Consider the following 14411-nt stretch of genomic DNA (forward strand, 5'->3'; position numbering starts at 1 on the left):
AAAATTATTTAAGCTTGAATATCTATAAAATAAAATCAAAAATCATATTTTCAAACTTCTGAACTTCTGAAAAAAGGGTTTGGAGACCAAACCCCTACCTTTGATAATAAACGGAGGTTTTGGAGGAGGGTTTGGAGACCAAACCCCTACCCTTGATTATCCAATACAAAAATTATTTAAGCTTGAATATCTATAAAATAAAATCAAAAATCATATTTTCAAATTTCTGAACTTCTGAAAAAAATGAAATCTCTACCCCGCATCCTTGGTCTAACTTTCCTATCTCTAATTCTGACAAATTGTTCTTTATCCTCAGAACAAATAGCTTCTCGACTAGAACGTAGTATTGTTAAAGTATTTTATAGAAGTCAACCAGGACATGGAACTGGTTTTTTTGTCCGTGGAGAACCGGGTGTCTGTACTGTACTAACGGCAGCTCATGTTGTTAAAAAAGAAGGGGAAAGATTATTACGGACTGAGGATGGAGAAGTCTGGGATGCTGCTGGGGTGGAAATATTTTCCAATGGTGTAGATTTAGCTTTGGTGACTTTTCGCCCAGAGAGAGGAAATTGTAATTATCGGGCGTTGAAAATAGGTAATTCTGATAGTCTGAGAAAAGGTAGTTCTATTTATATTGATGGTTTTCCGATTCGGGGTGGGATAGTGGTGTCTCAGTTTGTTGAGGGTAAGGTTTCGGGTTTGAATACTTTGGCGCGGGGTTATGGAGTTTCTTATGAAGCATTGACTGTGGGTGGGATGAGTGGAGCGCCTGTTATGAATGAGAGGGGTGAGGTTGTGGCAGTGCATGGAATGAGTGATTTTGACGTTGTGCAAACTTTTGCTTCTCTACCTTTGTCTGAGTCGGAACGGCAGACTTTTCAGCAAGCTTTGGAAAGGGTTAATGGGGTTCAACCTTTAACTTTTTCTTGGGGTGTACCTATTAATTTCTTTCGGGAGTCTGACTTTTATTATGGTGATATTTCTCGGTTGAGTTTGTGGGTATTGTTTTGTGGTGGGGCGATATTTGGTGGTGGTATTGTTTTTGGGTTGAGATTTTTTCAATCGCCACAAGTTGTTCCTCAAGGGAGAGCGAGGGAGTTGGAAAAGCGACTGGAGAATGATCAACTTAGACAAGGAGATGTTGAGGAAAGGTTAAGTTCGGTGCAAAATGTTCAGAGGGAGGCGCAAAGACAGTTAGAAAATGAAGGACGCAAAAGACAGGATGCGGAGGGGAAAAAGCAAGGGGTAGTTGAGTCTCAACAGGTAAAACCTCTGTTGTCTGTAGATGTACCTCTGGTTTCTGTTAAAGGGGTTGACTATACAACGCTGCGTGATTTATTGGCGGCGGGAAAGTGGAGGAAAGCGGACGAAGAAACAGCAAGAGTAATGTTAAAAGTCGCGGGTAGGGAGTCGGAAGGATGGTTGGATATTAAGGATATAGAAAATTTTCCCTGCCAGGATTTAGTTACGATTGATAAACTTTGGGTCAAATATAGCAATGGTAAGTTTGGCTTTTCTGTTCAGAAGCAAATTTATCAGAGTTTGGGTGGTACGAAGGTATATAACGCAAAAGTATGGGATGCTTTTGGAGATAAAGTTGGATGGCGTCAAAAAGGAAGATGGAGTTACCAGAACGTAACATGGGATATCAGCACGCCTTATGTGGGACACTTGCCTAGGGTTCCCGCGCAGAAAGAATTATTTAGACTGATAGAGAGAATATTTTTGTTGTTGTATATGGAATTCTCTTCTCTAGCGCAGAGACTTGTAGAATCGAACATTAAAGGGTTTTAGCTGCCTTATCAGCGATCGGTTATCAGTTATCAGCTTTTGATAGTTCAGTTATCAATTTTTCTCCCAAAATGCTGCACGGTTAATCAGTTATCAGTTTTTCTCCATTCCAAAGGAAACCGTAACGCACCATCAAATCAGTTATCAGTTATCAGTAACGCACCATCAGATTATTTGCCATCTCAAAAAAAGGTGCGTGACGGCAAAATTTCTGGAGTTTCCCTAAAATCGAAAAGAGCTAGACACGGATTTTGCCACGGATACACGGATTTTGCCAAATAATTAATCCGTTGATCCGTGCCCGAATCTGTGTCTAGCACGGATGATGGAAAATGATAATGATCATCACCGATCAAGCGATTCTCACATTTAGATTATCTACCATCTCAAAAACAAGATAGCGATCGCCTGCAAACTATGCTAATATAAACAACATTATCAATAATATAGGAGGTAAACATTGAATTGGGAAATACACGAAGCACAACAAAATTTATCAGACCTCATAAAAGCAACAAACCAAAAACCACAAATGATTTATGAACAAGAAAAACTTGTAGCAGCTATTATCTCACCCCAAACATTTCAGGAATTTTTGGCATGGCAAAAGCAACGTCAAAAACCTTCCTTAGCAGATACTTTTGCAGAATTACGCAGTTTATGTACTGAAGAAGATTATGTACTAGAAATTCCCACTCGCCAAAATAGACCAAATCCTTTTAGTGACGATTTTGAAAATGTTTCTATTTGATACAAATATTATTAGCGAACTAGCACGAACAAAACCTAATCCAAAAGTATTAAATTGGGCAGCACAAGTATCAGAAATATCTGTTAGTGTCATCACAGTTGAGGAAATATTCTATGGCTTAAGTTGGAAACCAAACTCTCAAATTCAAGAATGGTTTGAGAGTTTTTTTGAGTCTAACTGTCAGATTTTTCCAGTTACTACAAATATTGCTAGATTATCTGGTGAATTGAGAGGTAGATTCCAATCTCAAGGTCAGACACGCTCTCAAGCAGATATGATAATAGCTGCTACTGCCCAAATTCATCAACTAACTTTAGTCACCCGCAATACACGAGATTTTGAAGGTTGTGGAATTTTAGTTCTTAATCCTTTCGAGAACAATTTTTAAGAAAAATGGAAAAGAGAATGCCGTCATCAAACCTACTATTTCTCAGCTCATATTTCCGATCAAGTATTTTTCAAAACTTGGCGATCGCCAGATTCAGTACCATCAAATCACCATCTAAAAAAAGGTGCGTGACGGCAAAATTTCTTTAGCTTCCCTACTGCAGTTATCAGTTATCAGTTATCAGTTATCAGCATCAGATTATCCACCATCTCAAAAAAAGGTGCGTGACGGCAAAATTTCTGGAATTTCCCTAAATATGGAAAAGAGGATGCCGTCACACACCCTACTATTTTTCACTAGGCATAATTCAATTATCAGTTTTTGTTCCCAGGTTGAATAAAATATATCGAGCGTTCGATATAAATTACCTACTAGACTGACACATATTCGATGGTGCCCTGCGAGGGATTGCTGAATCTCTTTCATAGTCTGAATGTAAGCCGTCTTGCTTCTTACCCAATCCTACTCTCCCTAAGACCTGCAACCATTGTGCAGATTGACCTTGAATGGCTTCCTAAGATTTCGGAGTAAGGAGTAAGGAGTAAGGAGTAAGGAGTAAGGAGTAATATCAAATCCGGTTGAATACAAGAGTGTATTGTTGGGGGAGATGGTCCGATGGTCCGATTACTGAGGAGTAATGAGTAATGAGTAATGAGTAATGAGTAATGAGTAAGGAGTAAGGAGTAAGGAGTAAGGAGTAATATCAAATCCGGTTGAATACAAGAGTGTATTGTTGGGGGAGATGGTCCGATGGTCCGATTTAATAATGAACATATACTATATAACCGGATTCTATATGATTAATTGAATTTGAGTTTCCGGGTCATTTCCAAGATATTAAATATACTAATTGCTTGCTTAAGTTCAATATTTTAGTTCCTAAAAATATTCCGATCGCTCAACTGTAAATTTGGCTCTAAATCAGAATATTCACCTAATTTATATTGTTTTTGTTTAATTAATTTTTCTAGTCTCTTGACACGCTTTTCTCCAGCAGGATGACTAGAAAAAAAATCCCAATCTAATTTTTCTTGTTCTTTAAGGTTCTTAAAAAAATCCGTTGCCCCTGTCACATGACCATATGTTTCATTTAATAGTATTAATCCAAATTCATCTGCTTGATATTCTTGAGACTGGGAATAGCTAGCATTACTAATATTTTCGATAAGAACTCCAACAGTATTAGCTAAGGTTCCACTATCTCCAAAAATACTAGCGATCGCAACTCGAATAGCTAAGGTTTTTCCTAAACTTTTAAGATGATCTCTATTAGCAAAATGTCCTAATTCGTGACCTAAAATCATCATCAATTCATTTTCTGATTTAACTTCTTTCACTAATCCTTCAAAAATACCAATAACATCCCCAGGAATTGCAAAAGCGTTAACGTTTTTTTCGGGAATATAGATTACTCGATAATCCCTTTTTTTTGCGGATTTATTATCTAGTTTAGACTCTAAACGATCTAAGAGATTATTTAAGATTTCTTGTTGAGGAGAATCTTTAGCTTTTTGTTCGTAAGACGGCACAATTAATGCTCCTAATTTTTGTTCCCAACTAATAGGAATCTGAGTAATTGCCCAATCAACTAATACCGACACACTGCCAATCATTATGACAATAATCGCTGTAAAAATTCCTAATATAATTAAAAGTTGACGATTACTTGGTGGGGGATTGCGATCGCTCATAAATTTGATTAATAATTAAGGTTTGCTGAAAAAGTCTTATAAGTAAGGGTAGGAGTCAGGAAACAGGAGACAGGAGACAGGAGGAATGAGTCTCAGAGCGAGAAGACAGTCGGAAGATTATCCCTTGATTTTTCTTCCTAAGTCAACCCTTTCATCCTCACTTTATGCAGCTCTTTATAAGGAAAACCTTGTACTTTTTCAAGTCTTGAAAAAGCTAAAACCATGATTAATGTCAATGCTTTTAGATTTAATCAGCAAACCCTAATTAATCTGAAAGTAAGCATTTAGCTGTCAGCTATCAGCTATCAGCTTTATTACTTTGTAAAGGAGGAAAAAACAATTAGGGTTTACCAATCAAATATCAAATTTTTTAGAAACTGTTGGCAAAATAACTCTTAAGAGAATTTTTGAGTGACTAAAATCTAAAAGCGGTAGTACTTAAAGAAATTGAAATTTGGTAGATTGATTAGGTGGAAAGGTATATATATTCCCAGATTTTGGTAGTCCTTTGATGATTGTGATTTATTGTGGAGAAAGGGAACACTTAACTCTTAACTGGGAACAGTAAAGTACCTTCAATTCTTAGTTTCAAAGAAATCATATTCCCTTGAAAATTTTACTTTTTTTAGGATATCACTACTTGTACACCACTACCCAGATTTTTAACTGACAAATACTTGTCTTGATTTCTTCCTCCCTATTCCCTATTCTCTCTTCCCTATCTCCTTGTTATATTTCCTGATACATTCAGTCTCTTAGAGAGAAAGGTTTTAGCATTTTTTAGTCGAAAAAAGTGCAAGCTTTTAGGTCGTTCAGATTCAGAAAATCAGCATTTTAGGCAGACAAAGGCAGAAAAATTACTCTTACTATATCTTCCTCCTACCTCCTCTATAATTGCTATTTCTCCTGACTCCTACTCTCACCCATAAGAGTTTTTTCGCAAACCCCAATTAAGAGATTCCCAAGAATTATTTAAAATGTACTAGAAGGTTAAACGAATGTTTACTTTATTTATTAAAAAGCTGACAACTAATAGCTGAATATTTACATCTGAACAACCTTAATTACTAATTACTCTTGGTAGGACGGAAAGGATTTAAAAAGTTTAATAGAGGATAAATCGCGCGACTTTGAATCCATAAACTGCCTTTGCCACTAAACCGACAAACCAATCCTTCACCCCCTAAAATTCCTGTTTTTAAACCTTTAAATGATAAACCTCCAATCATCTCGACATTATAATTTAGGGTATCTTCAAAAGCCACAATATAACTGGTATCTACCACATAATTTTCTTCCACAGGAATTTCTAAAATACCCCCGTATGAACTAAACCAAAAATCCCCTCTTCCAGTAGCTTTTAATAAAAACAAAGATTCTCCACTAAAAAATCCTTTAAATCCTTGAAATTTCGTATCTATTTCTACAGTATCACTACAGGCAACAAACCCTGATGATTGAACCAATAAACCACAACGATTTTCTATATGATAATGTTGAATATCTCCAGGAACACCAGGGGAAATATACAATCTTCCTGATTGGTTTTGAGCCGTAAATTCATTAATAAATAGGGATTCGCCGGCCAACATTCTACCTACTCCTTTCATTAAGCCACCTTTGACTTTAGATTGCATTTTTATTGAGGTATCCATAGCTGCCATCCCTGAGGCTTCTACTAATACTTTTTGTTCCGGTTGCAAATCAATAATTAATGAAGCATAAGCTGGAGAATGTTCAATTTTATAAGCAATTTCTGACATATATTATTAATGGATAATTGATAATGGATAATTGATAATTACCTCTCCCTAAAAGCTATTCATTACCCAGATGTTTATCAAGCATAGCTCTTTTATTAATGGATAATTGATAATGGATAATTGATAATTACCTCTCCCTAAAAGCTATTTATTACCAAGATGTTTATGAAAGTATAGCTCTTTTATTAATGGATAATTGATAATGGATAATGGATAATTGATAATTACCTCTCCCTAAAAGCTATTTATTACCAAGATATTTATGAAAGTATAGCTCTTTTATTAATGGATAATTGATAATTACCTCTCCCTAAAAGCTATTCATTACCCAAACGCTTTAGCCTTTTTAGACAGAAAAAAAGTGCAAATTTTTCAGCTTGAGTGAGCAAAAAGTTAGGACGGTTGGTAGACAAGCACAGAAAGATCGAGGGGTAATTATTCCTCTTACTGTCTGTATTCTCCCCACACTTCCCACACCTCCCACACTCCCCACCCTTCCCACACTTCCCCCTCTTCCCACACTTCCCCCTCTTCCCACACTCCCCACACCTCCCACACTCCCACACCTCTCATCTAGGAGGTAATTGAGAACCGATAAGAGAACCAAAACCCCCTGGATTATGGGTTTCGTAAGAGAACACGTCTGAACTCCAGTCACTTACTTCTCCNTCCCCACACTTCCCACACCTCCCACACTCCCCACCCTTCCCACACCTCCCCCTCTTCCCACACCTCCCACTCTTCCCACACTCCCCACACCTCCCACACTCCCACACCTCTCATCTAGGAGGTAATTGAGAACCGATAAGAGAACCAAAACCCCCTGGATTATGGGTTTGACAATAAACTTTGCCTTGGCCTTGGAAACGACAGACAAAACCTTCACCGCCAAAAAATGCCCCTAACCAACTCGAATTAGCTTTATCAATACGAAAATCTAAACTTCTTTCAAAGGCGACAATATGGCCAGTATCCACAATATAATCGCCGTTAACATCTATTTCATAAATTCCTCCAAAAGAGGTTAAAATTACCGGGCCATAACCTGTAATACTTAACCAAAAAATAGATTCTCCTGAGAATAAAGATTTTATCCCTTGAAACCCTAAATCAAGGTCTACATTGTTAGCAGAAGCAAGATAGGAAGCTGCTTGAACAACTAATTCTTGACCCTTCATTTCATAAACTAGGATGTCTCCCATTAATCTAGGGGCGAGAAAAACTTGACCGTCGGGAGTAGGGGAACGAAAAACACTGAGAAAGAGAGATTCACCCCCTAACATTCGTTTAAATCCTCCCAGAATTCCCCCTCCTTTTCCTTGTCTGAGGGTGGTACTGGTATTGACAAACCCACTCATAGCAACCATCGCTCCTGCTTGAGCGACGATTTCTTCCCCTGCATTTAAACTAACCTTGGCGATCGCACTATCGGGTTGATGTATTAGTTGAATATCCATGATTTTTTGAATTTTTTAACGGACTTTGGGGCTTAAAAATCCAACTAAACCCCCAATACTACGAGATTGCAAATAAATAACACCATTACCTTTGAGTCGGTTAACTAATCCTTCTCCAGAAGTGAAGGAACTAATTAAGCCACCCGATAACGCAATACTCATTTTAATATTGGGACTGTAAGCTACTAAATGGCCATTATCAACAATAAATTCCCCAGAAATATTTTGCTGACTCAATCCTCCATAGGCCCCAAAGAAAACTTTTCCACGGCCACTTACTTTTAACTTAAATAACCCTTCTCCCATAAACCAACTGGCAAATCCTGCCCATCTTACTCCTAGCTTAATTTTAGGGGTACTTGCAATGTAAGCTCCTGGTTGAAAACATATCTCATTTCCTGTTAATTCTAGAGACTCAATATCCCCAATAATGGATTGGGTTAACGTAACACTTAAAGGTTCGGAGGTTTTGTTCTCAAAAACATTAACAAATAGGGATTCACCCCCTAAAAATTTTCTTAATAAAGCTGAGAAAAAGCCTCCAGAAAATTGTGTTTTCATGGACAAATTACCATCCATGCTGGTCATGGCTCCCGCTTCGGCTATAATGCTCTCACCAGGATTTAAGGTGATGAAAATAGCAGCAAAGGCTGGTTTATATCTAATTTTATATTTCACTGCTAATACATAGTCTTTAATATTTTCTTTCTTATATATAACCACAAAATATGAGGTTCTTGAATTTAATTTTATATTTTTTTAAGATTTATTTTTCCCAGAATATTTAGTCTAATTTTGCTCAATAATTAATAATTAACAATTACATCAAAAATGTAAGATTTGATGGATAAAAAACTTAGATAATATAGTTATTTCAGGCAATTAGCGATTATTTAATTTTCACACTATATCTCTCAATAAGTTAAGATTTTACAACCTTTTTATAGTAGTTTCAAAGAGATTATCAGATGTCTATAATAATAGATATTTCCAGAAAAGAGGGAGTAGAGAGTAGGGGAAAAATAATTGATCTTATTTTTTATTATTGGAGATATCTAATAAAGAGCAAAATCAGTAATCTTACGTCGCTCAATTGTTTTGAAAGCAAGTACAATTTGCTGATGAGGTATACCTAAATTAACAAGTTCATCAGCGACACCCTCTTCTGTGCCATCTTCTTGTATCCAAATCTTTTGGTTGATAATGTTAAGATGAATCAAAGTTCCATAAATTAGTCTACTATTTTGCCAACATATTTCTATTAGTAAGTAATGATTTCTGGTTGCATCTATAACTAATTTACATGGCATTTCTGGATCATTCCCGATATATTCAATATAGTTTTAGTTTTGTAAGACGCTGAGAATTGCTTCCTTAAGTTCAATATTTAGGATATCTATTTAACAATTTCCTCTTTACTGAGATTAAAGCTAACAAGACCTAATATTCGATCTTATATTAAGATTATTCCAGCTTCTTCTTCAAACACTGATTGACATATTTATTCAGAAACAGCTAAATATAATTTTCGCTTGGGTTGCAATACAATTAATTAGGGGTAAATATAGCGAAACTGTCACTTTTATGTAATCTACATCGAAACTCTTGCTTTAAAAATTGCTACCTTGAGAAAACTCTATAAACAAATCTATAAGCCACTTTTCTATAGATAGCTTACGATCAAAATTGTATATGACATCAACAGGTATTTCCAAAATTTCTTCAAGACAAAAAATTATTTCAAGAAAATCCCAGTCTCTTTTTGTATGATGCATAAATTCTTCAAGTCTATCTTCAGGATATATTTCAGGATATAAAAAATTTATTCTAGCTTAAGACGATATACCCTAACTAATTTTTTGTAAAATTCGATATTAAAATTACCGTCTAAATCAAGGCTTGAGAAAACACTTAATGCAAACTTTGTATCACTTATAGGTGTTCTATCTAGGAAGTATTTTTTTTCTTTCTAATTTTCCAATTTAAAAACATAGCTTCCTCGCTTAGTAACATTACAAATTAACCAATAGCTTGTTATAAATCCTTTATTTCTGATTGTGACATGAGGTTTAATATCTATTATTCAAAAATTTCTCTTAACATACATCTTTTTGATAATTTCATCATCGCTTTTACCAAATGGAATCTGAATTGAGGATAGAGGTATTCCTAACTCTTCTTCATCTTCTGCATCGAGATTTTCAAAAGAACAATAATCATCTTCAAGTAAAAACCACCTAGCTTCTTCTTGACTATCAAATTTATATCTTTTGCCATCTATGTTGTAAAACTTCAGCACTATTATCATCATATATTTGAAGACGTGACCAATGTAAATCTGGAAAATTTCCGGACATCAGCCACCAAGTTTCTTTACTAATAATTTTGTCAGTCTCACTCATTTTTTTAGCTCCATTAAAAACGAATCTAATGTATTATATTACTTTTTTGCATAAACATCATTTGTCAAATCAAGAAGAACTTAGATATTTCTTAAAAAGAACTTTTTCTGAAATTTGGATTTGCGATTTGGAGGGCGAAAAAACATTGGTTGATTTTGATAATTTACCTGAAGATAAAAGTGCGCATTGGCATTCTCATTTTTGGTATTTACATGGTGAATTTATAGACAAATCTGCACCGCAAAATTCCCAAACAATTTTTACAGACAAAAATTTTAAATCTTTACCCTCTCTAAAAGAAATTGATCTGGAGCTAACTAATTGGGCTAACAAGTACAGATGGGTTTTTTTTTCTTGGGGTAGCAAATCTGAGTTGCTTCTTTCTTTTGGTTTTTTATCTAAAAATCATGTACTTCGAGATAAAGTTATGAACTTAAGTAAACTAATCCGTATATCCGTGGCAAAATCTGTGTCTGCTATACAAGCTTAATTATTTTGGTTTTAAAGAGCGTAGAGAATTAGAATAGGTAAATAATTTTGCTTAGGTAATTAATAATTGCGGACTGGCATTATGACTATTTTCCTTAGTAAACTAATCCGTATATCCGTGGCAAAATCTGTGTCTGCTATACAAGCTTAATTATTTTGGTTTTAAAGAGTGCAGAGAATTAGAATAGGTAAATAATTTTGCTTAGGTAATTAATAATTGCGGACTGGCATTATGACTATTTTCCTTAGTAAACTAATCCGTATATCCGTGGCAAAATCTGTGTCAGTCCCATGGTTTTTTGGTATTGCCAGATATAAATCGGATTTGGGAATTTCTCTATTTGTATCTCAAGATAATTCTTGACTTCAAAAGTTTGATGCTTTGAATCGAAATAAAAATCAAAATTATAGTTTATATTCATGTTTTTAGTAGGAAAGTATAAATCTTGAAAATACTTGATTATGATAAGTGGCTGTGCCAAATTAATTACACATCTATACAAGCTTAATTATTTGCGTTTTAAAGAGCGTAGAGAATTAGAATAGGTAAATAATTTTGCTAAAGAGATTAATAATTGCGGACTGGCATTATGACTATTTTCCTTAGTAAACTAATCCGTATATCCGTGGCAAAATCTGTGTCTGCTATACAAGCTTAATTCTTTGGGTTTTCAAGAGCGTAGAGAATTAGAATAGGTAAATAATTTTGCTAAAGAGATTAATAATTGCGGACTGGTATTATGACTATTTTCCTTAGTAAACTAATCCGTATATCCGTGGCAAAATCTGTGTCAGCAAAGCCTTCATTAATTAACTATATTTATTCTGATAAAACAGCTCTGGAATAGGTGCATCTTAATTTTGAATAAAACCAAGAATTTGCAGCTTTTTGGGAATGGGGATGGGGGTAATAGGCAATAGTTTTTTTTCCATTGCCCATTGCTTCTAAATGCTTGCTAGTATGGAAAAGAAAGAAATTTAACATTGGGAATATATAGTCGAAAATCCAGATTATTATGATAAGTGGCTGTGCGAAATTAATTACACATCTATAAACAAGCAAAATTCTTTGCCTTCTAAAGAGCGCAGAGAATTAGAATAGGTAAATAATTTTTCTTAGGTACTTAATAATCGCGGACTGGCATTATGACTATTTTCTTTACTGAACTAATCCGTACATCCGTTGCCAAATCTGTGTCTACAAATGCAATCTAAAATTCAAACCTTACCTAAAGAAGTTGTCAATTTAATTGCTGCTGGAGAAGTGATTGATTCTTTAGCAGCAGTAGTCCGAGAATTAGTAGAAAATTCTCTGGATGCTGGTGCAACTCGCATCATAATTTCTATCATTTCTGAACAGTGGCGAGTACAAATTTCTGACAATGGAATGGGTATGAATTTAGCTAATTTAAAACAAGCAGCAAATCCTCATAGTACGAGCAAAATTACTAATCTTCAAGACCTCACAAAAATTACCAGTTTGGGATTTCGTGGAGAAGCACTTCACAGTTTAGCTAATCTCTCAAATTTAGAAATATTAAGTCGTCCTAAATCACCTATTTCAGAGAATGAAAGTGAAGGTTGGCGAGCTGTTTATAACCAGCAAGGAAAAGCTGTTGAAGTTGAAAGAGTTGCTATTGCTCCTGGTACTATTGTTAAAGTTTATAATCTGTTTGGAAAATGGCCTGTGCGTCGTCAAGGAATGCCTTCTCCTGCCCAACAAATGCGAGGCATACAATTAATTGTTCAGCAAATATCCCTTTGTTATCCTGATGTTACTTGGCAAGTTTGGCAAGGTAGTAAATTATGGATGCAAATTAGTCATGGCGCTACGGCAAAACAAATTTTACCTCAACTTTTATCGACAGTAAGATTGAGCGATTTACAATATATTCAACAGGAAATTGATGAGGAAGAAGCAGAAGAATTAAATATCGAAACAGCAAATTTTTCCCAATATCAAGATTCTCAAATTTTGGATAGACAATCATTAGAATTAATATTAGGTTTACCAGATAGATGTCATCGTAGAAGACCTGATTGGGTAAAAATTGCTATTAATGGCAGGGTAGTAAAAGTACCAGAATTAGAACAAACAATTATTAGTTCTTTGGCACGAACTTGCCCTCGCGATCGCTATCCTGTCTGTTTTATTCATCTGCAAATTTTTCCCTATCAAATTAACTGGAATCGTCATCCGGCAAAAACTGAAATTTATCTAGATAATTTGAAATTTTGGCAACAACAAATCAATCTAGCAATTGGTAAAGCATTACAATTTAATTCGGAGATTATGCCAGAATTTCCTTTGCCAGAAAGAGTAGAAAAAATCTTAAAAGTCTCAGAAAAAACAGGCAATTATCAAACTCGTCGAGCTATAGAAGTTTCCCCAGATAATACTGAAGAAAAAGATCGAGAATTAAGACTAATAGAATTAAAAGCGATCGCTCAATTACACAATACTTATATAGTAGCGGAACATCCCAGTGGAATTTGGTTGATAGAACAACATATTGCCCACGAAAGAATTTTATATGAAAAATTATGCGATGCTTGGCAAATAATTTCTTTGAAAACTCCGATTATTTTGCATCATTTATCCACAGCTCAAATAGAACAACTTCAACGCTTAAATATAGAGGTAGAAATTTTCGGAGATTCTATTTGGGCAGCTCGTACTGCTCCCGAAATGTTAGCCAAAAGAAATGACTGTGCTGATGCCTTAATTGAACTTAGTAAAGGTGGCGATTTAGAATCTGCTAAAGTAGCTACTTCTTGTCGCAGTGCTATTAGAAATGGAACTCCTTTAAGTTTACCAGAAATGCAAAGTTTATTAGATAAATGGCAACTTACTCGAAACCCTCGTACTTGTCCTCATGGTAGACCAATTTATTTACCTTTAGAAGAATCAGCTTTAGCTCGTTTCTTTAGACGACATTGGGTTATTGGAAAAAGTCATGGCATTTGAAGTAATAAGTAATAAGTAATAAGTAATAAGTAATAAACAAGATTTTATCGTAGAATTTTGGTTTCCAAACCTACCCCAATAATGCAGAATAAATCAGAAATTCATCAGATTTTTTCCGAGAATTTTGCTTTTCCAACTCAAAGCAAGAAGCAAGAAGCAAGAAGTAAGAAGTAAGAAGTAAGAAATTTTATCGTAGAATTTTGGTTTCCAAACCCACCCCAATAATGAAGAATAAATCAGAAATTCATCAGATTTTTTCCTAGAATTTTCCTTTTCCAACCCAAAGCAATAAGTAAGATTTTTTCGTAGGGGTTTGGTTTCCAAAACCACTGCAATAACGCAGAATAAATCACAAATTCATCAGATTTTTTCGTAGAATTTTGCTTTTCCAACTCAAAGCAAGAAGTAAGATTTTTTCGTAGGGGTTTGGTTTCCAAACCTACCCCAATAATCCAGAATAAATCAGAAATTCGTCAGATTTTTTCCGAGAATTTTGCTTTTCCAACCCAAAGCAAGAAGTAAGATTTTTTCGTAGGGGTTTGGTTTCCAAACCTACCCCAATAATCCAGAATAAATCAGAAATTCGTCAGATTTTTTCCGAGAATTTTGCTTTTCCAACTCAAAGCAAGAAGTAAGATTTTTTCGTAGGGGTTTGGTTTCCAAACCTACCCCAATAATCCAGAATAAATCAGAAATTCGTCAGATTTTTTC

15 protein-coding genes are annotated in these 14411 nt (G+C 35.1%); 6 read left to right on the plus strand and 9 right to left on the minus strand.

Features of this window, described 5'->3' with window-relative positions; translation table 11 throughout:
- Window positions 1-243 precede the first annotated feature (243 nt).
- The 4 genes from F6K40_RS01225 to F6K40_RS01240 all read left to right on the plus strand — a co-directional run bounded on the left by F6K40_RS01225 (window position 244) and on the right by F6K40_RS01240 (window position 2930).
- Entirely contained in the window at window positions 244-1794 is a 1551-nt protein-coding gene (locus F6K40_RS01225) for a GUN4 domain-containing protein (protein WP_293130251.1), read from the plus strand.
- A 36-nt stretch (window positions 1795-1830) separates the two neighbouring features.
- Window positions 1831-2073 carry a hypothetical protein gene (locus F6K40_RS01230; RefSeq protein WP_293130254.1) on the plus strand — a complete coding sequence of 81 codons (243 nt, stop codon included), beginning with the start codon at window positions 1831-1833 and terminating at the stop codon, window positions 2071-2073.
- A gap of 178 nt (window positions 2074-2251) precedes the next feature.
- Window positions 2252-2542, plus strand: a complete 291-nt coding sequence (locus F6K40_RS01235; protein WP_293130257.1) for a prevent-host-death protein — start codon at window positions 2252-2254, stop codon at window positions 2540-2542.
- A complete protein-coding gene (locus tag F6K40_RS01240) occupies window positions 2529-2930 on the plus strand; it encodes a type II toxin-antitoxin system VapC family toxin (RefSeq protein ID WP_293130260.1) in 402 nt (133 codons plus the stop codon). The genes F6K40_RS01235 and F6K40_RS01240 overlap by 14 nt, the downstream gene beginning before the upstream one ends.
- Window positions 2931-3802: 872 nt before the next feature.
- On the opposite strand, the gene F6K40_RS01245 is transcribed toward F6K40_RS01240, so the two are convergent.
- The 8 genes from F6K40_RS01245 to F6K40_RS01280 form a co-directional block, all read right to left on the minus strand.
- Complete coding sequence (locus F6K40_RS01245) at window positions 3803-4621, minus strand: M48 family metallopeptidase (RefSeq protein WP_293130262.1); 819 nt, start codon at window positions 4619-4621, stop codon at window positions 3803-3805.
- Window positions 4622-5688: 1067 nt separating this feature from the next.
- Window positions 5689-6384, minus strand: a complete 696-nt coding sequence (locus F6K40_RS01250; protein WP_293130265.1) for a TIGR00266 family protein — start codon at window positions 6382-6384, stop codon at window positions 5689-5691.
- Between the two features lie 346 nt (window positions 6385-6730).
- Window positions 6731-6940, minus strand: coding sequence for a hypothetical protein (locus F6K40_RS01255; protein WP_293130268.1), 210 nt, complete (start codon window positions 6938-6940; stop codon window positions 6731-6733).
- A 223-nt stretch (window positions 6941-7163) separates the two neighbouring features.
- Window positions 7164-7841, minus strand: coding sequence for a TIGR00266 family protein (locus tag F6K40_RS01260; RefSeq protein WP_293130271.1), 678 nt, complete (start codon window positions 7839-7841; stop codon window positions 7164-7166).
- A gap of 15 nt (window positions 7842-7856) precedes the next feature.
- Window positions 7857-8564, minus strand: a complete 708-nt coding sequence (locus tag F6K40_RS01265; protein ID WP_483143758.1) for a TIGR00266 family protein — start codon at window positions 8562-8564, stop codon at window positions 7857-7859.
- Between the two features lie 332 nt (window positions 8565-8896).
- The gene (locus tag F6K40_RS01270) at window positions 8897-9178 is read right to left on the minus strand and encodes a XisI protein (RefSeq protein WP_365669730.1); all 282 of its coding nucleotides are present in this window, start codon (window positions 9176-9178) and stop codon (window positions 8897-8899) included.
- A 746-nt stretch (window positions 9179-9924) separates the two neighbouring features.
- Window positions 9925-10152 (minus strand): hypothetical protein, encoded by a 228-nt coding sequence (locus tag F6K40_RS01275; protein ID WP_293130274.1) that lies wholly within the window; start codon window positions 10150-10152, stop codon window positions 9925-9927.
- The gene (locus F6K40_RS01280) at window positions 10103-10243 is read right to left on the minus strand and encodes a hypothetical protein (protein WP_293130277.1); all 141 of its coding nucleotides are present in this window, start codon (window positions 10241-10243) and stop codon (window positions 10103-10105) included. The genes F6K40_RS01275 and F6K40_RS01280 overlap by 50 nt, the downstream gene beginning before the upstream one ends.
- Before the next feature lie 61 nt (window positions 10244-10304).
- Here F6K40_RS01280 and F6K40_RS01285 point away from each other — a divergent pair, with 61 nt between their 5' ends.
- The gene (locus F6K40_RS01285; protein WP_293130280.1) at window positions 10305-10733 is read left to right on the plus strand and encodes a hypothetical protein; all 429 of its coding nucleotides are present in this window, start codon (window positions 10305-10307) and stop codon (window positions 10731-10733) included.
- 1203 nt (window positions 10734-11936) lie between these two features.
- Complete coding sequence (gene mutL / locus F6K40_RS01290; RefSeq protein WP_293130283.1) at window positions 11937-13700, plus strand: DNA mismatch repair endonuclease MutL; 1764 nt, start codon at window positions 11937-11939, stop codon at window positions 13698-13700.
- 236 nt (window positions 13701-13936) lie between these two features.
- Here the strand turns inward: mutL and F6K40_RS01295 are convergent, their stop codons facing one another.
- On the minus strand, window positions 13937-14137 hold the full coding sequence (locus F6K40_RS01295; RefSeq protein ID WP_293130286.1) for a hypothetical protein: 201 nt from the start codon (window positions 14135-14137) through the stop codon (window positions 13937-13939).
- Between the last annotated feature and the right edge of the window lie 274 nt (window positions 14138-14411).

Origin of the sequence: Okeania sp. SIO3I5, assembly GCF_010672085.1 — a bacterium.
In the GTDB taxonomy this organism is placed as follows: domain Bacteria; phylum Cyanobacteriota; class Cyanobacteriia; order Cyanobacteriales; family Microcoleaceae; genus Trichodesmium.

Excerpts from the sequence above, each read along its gene's own strand:
- F6K40_RS01225 (WP_293130251.1), top strand. The coding sequence starts at position 244 with ATGAAATCTCTACCCCGCATCCTTGGTCTAACTTTCCTATCTCTAATT.
- F6K40_RS01240 (WP_293130260.1), top strand. The coding sequence starts at position 2,529 with ATGTTTCTATTTGATACAAATATTATTAGCGAACTAGCACGAACAAAA.
- F6K40_RS01245 (WP_293130262.1), bottom strand. The coding sequence starts at position 4,621 with ATGAGCGATCGCAATCCCCCACCAAGTAATCGTCAACTTTTAATTATA.
- F6K40_RS01250 (WP_293130265.1), bottom strand. The coding sequence starts at position 6,384 with ATGTCAGAAATTGCTTATAAAATTGAACATTCTCCAGCTTATGCTTCA.
- F6K40_RS01260 (WP_293130271.1), bottom strand. The coding sequence starts at position 7,841 with ATGGATATTCAACTAATACATCAACCCGATAGTGCGATCGCCAAGGTT.
- F6K40_RS01275 (WP_293130274.1), bottom strand. The coding sequence starts at position 10,152 with ATGATGATAATAGTGCTGAAGTTTTACAACATAGATGGCAAAAGATAT.
- F6K40_RS01280 (WP_293130277.1), bottom strand. The coding sequence starts at position 10,243 with ATGAGTGAGACTGACAAAATTATTAGTAAAGAAACTTGGTGGCTGATG.
- mutL (WP_293130283.1), top strand. The coding sequence starts at position 11,937 with ATGCAATCTAAAATTCAAACCTTACCTAAAGAAGTTGTCAATTTAATT.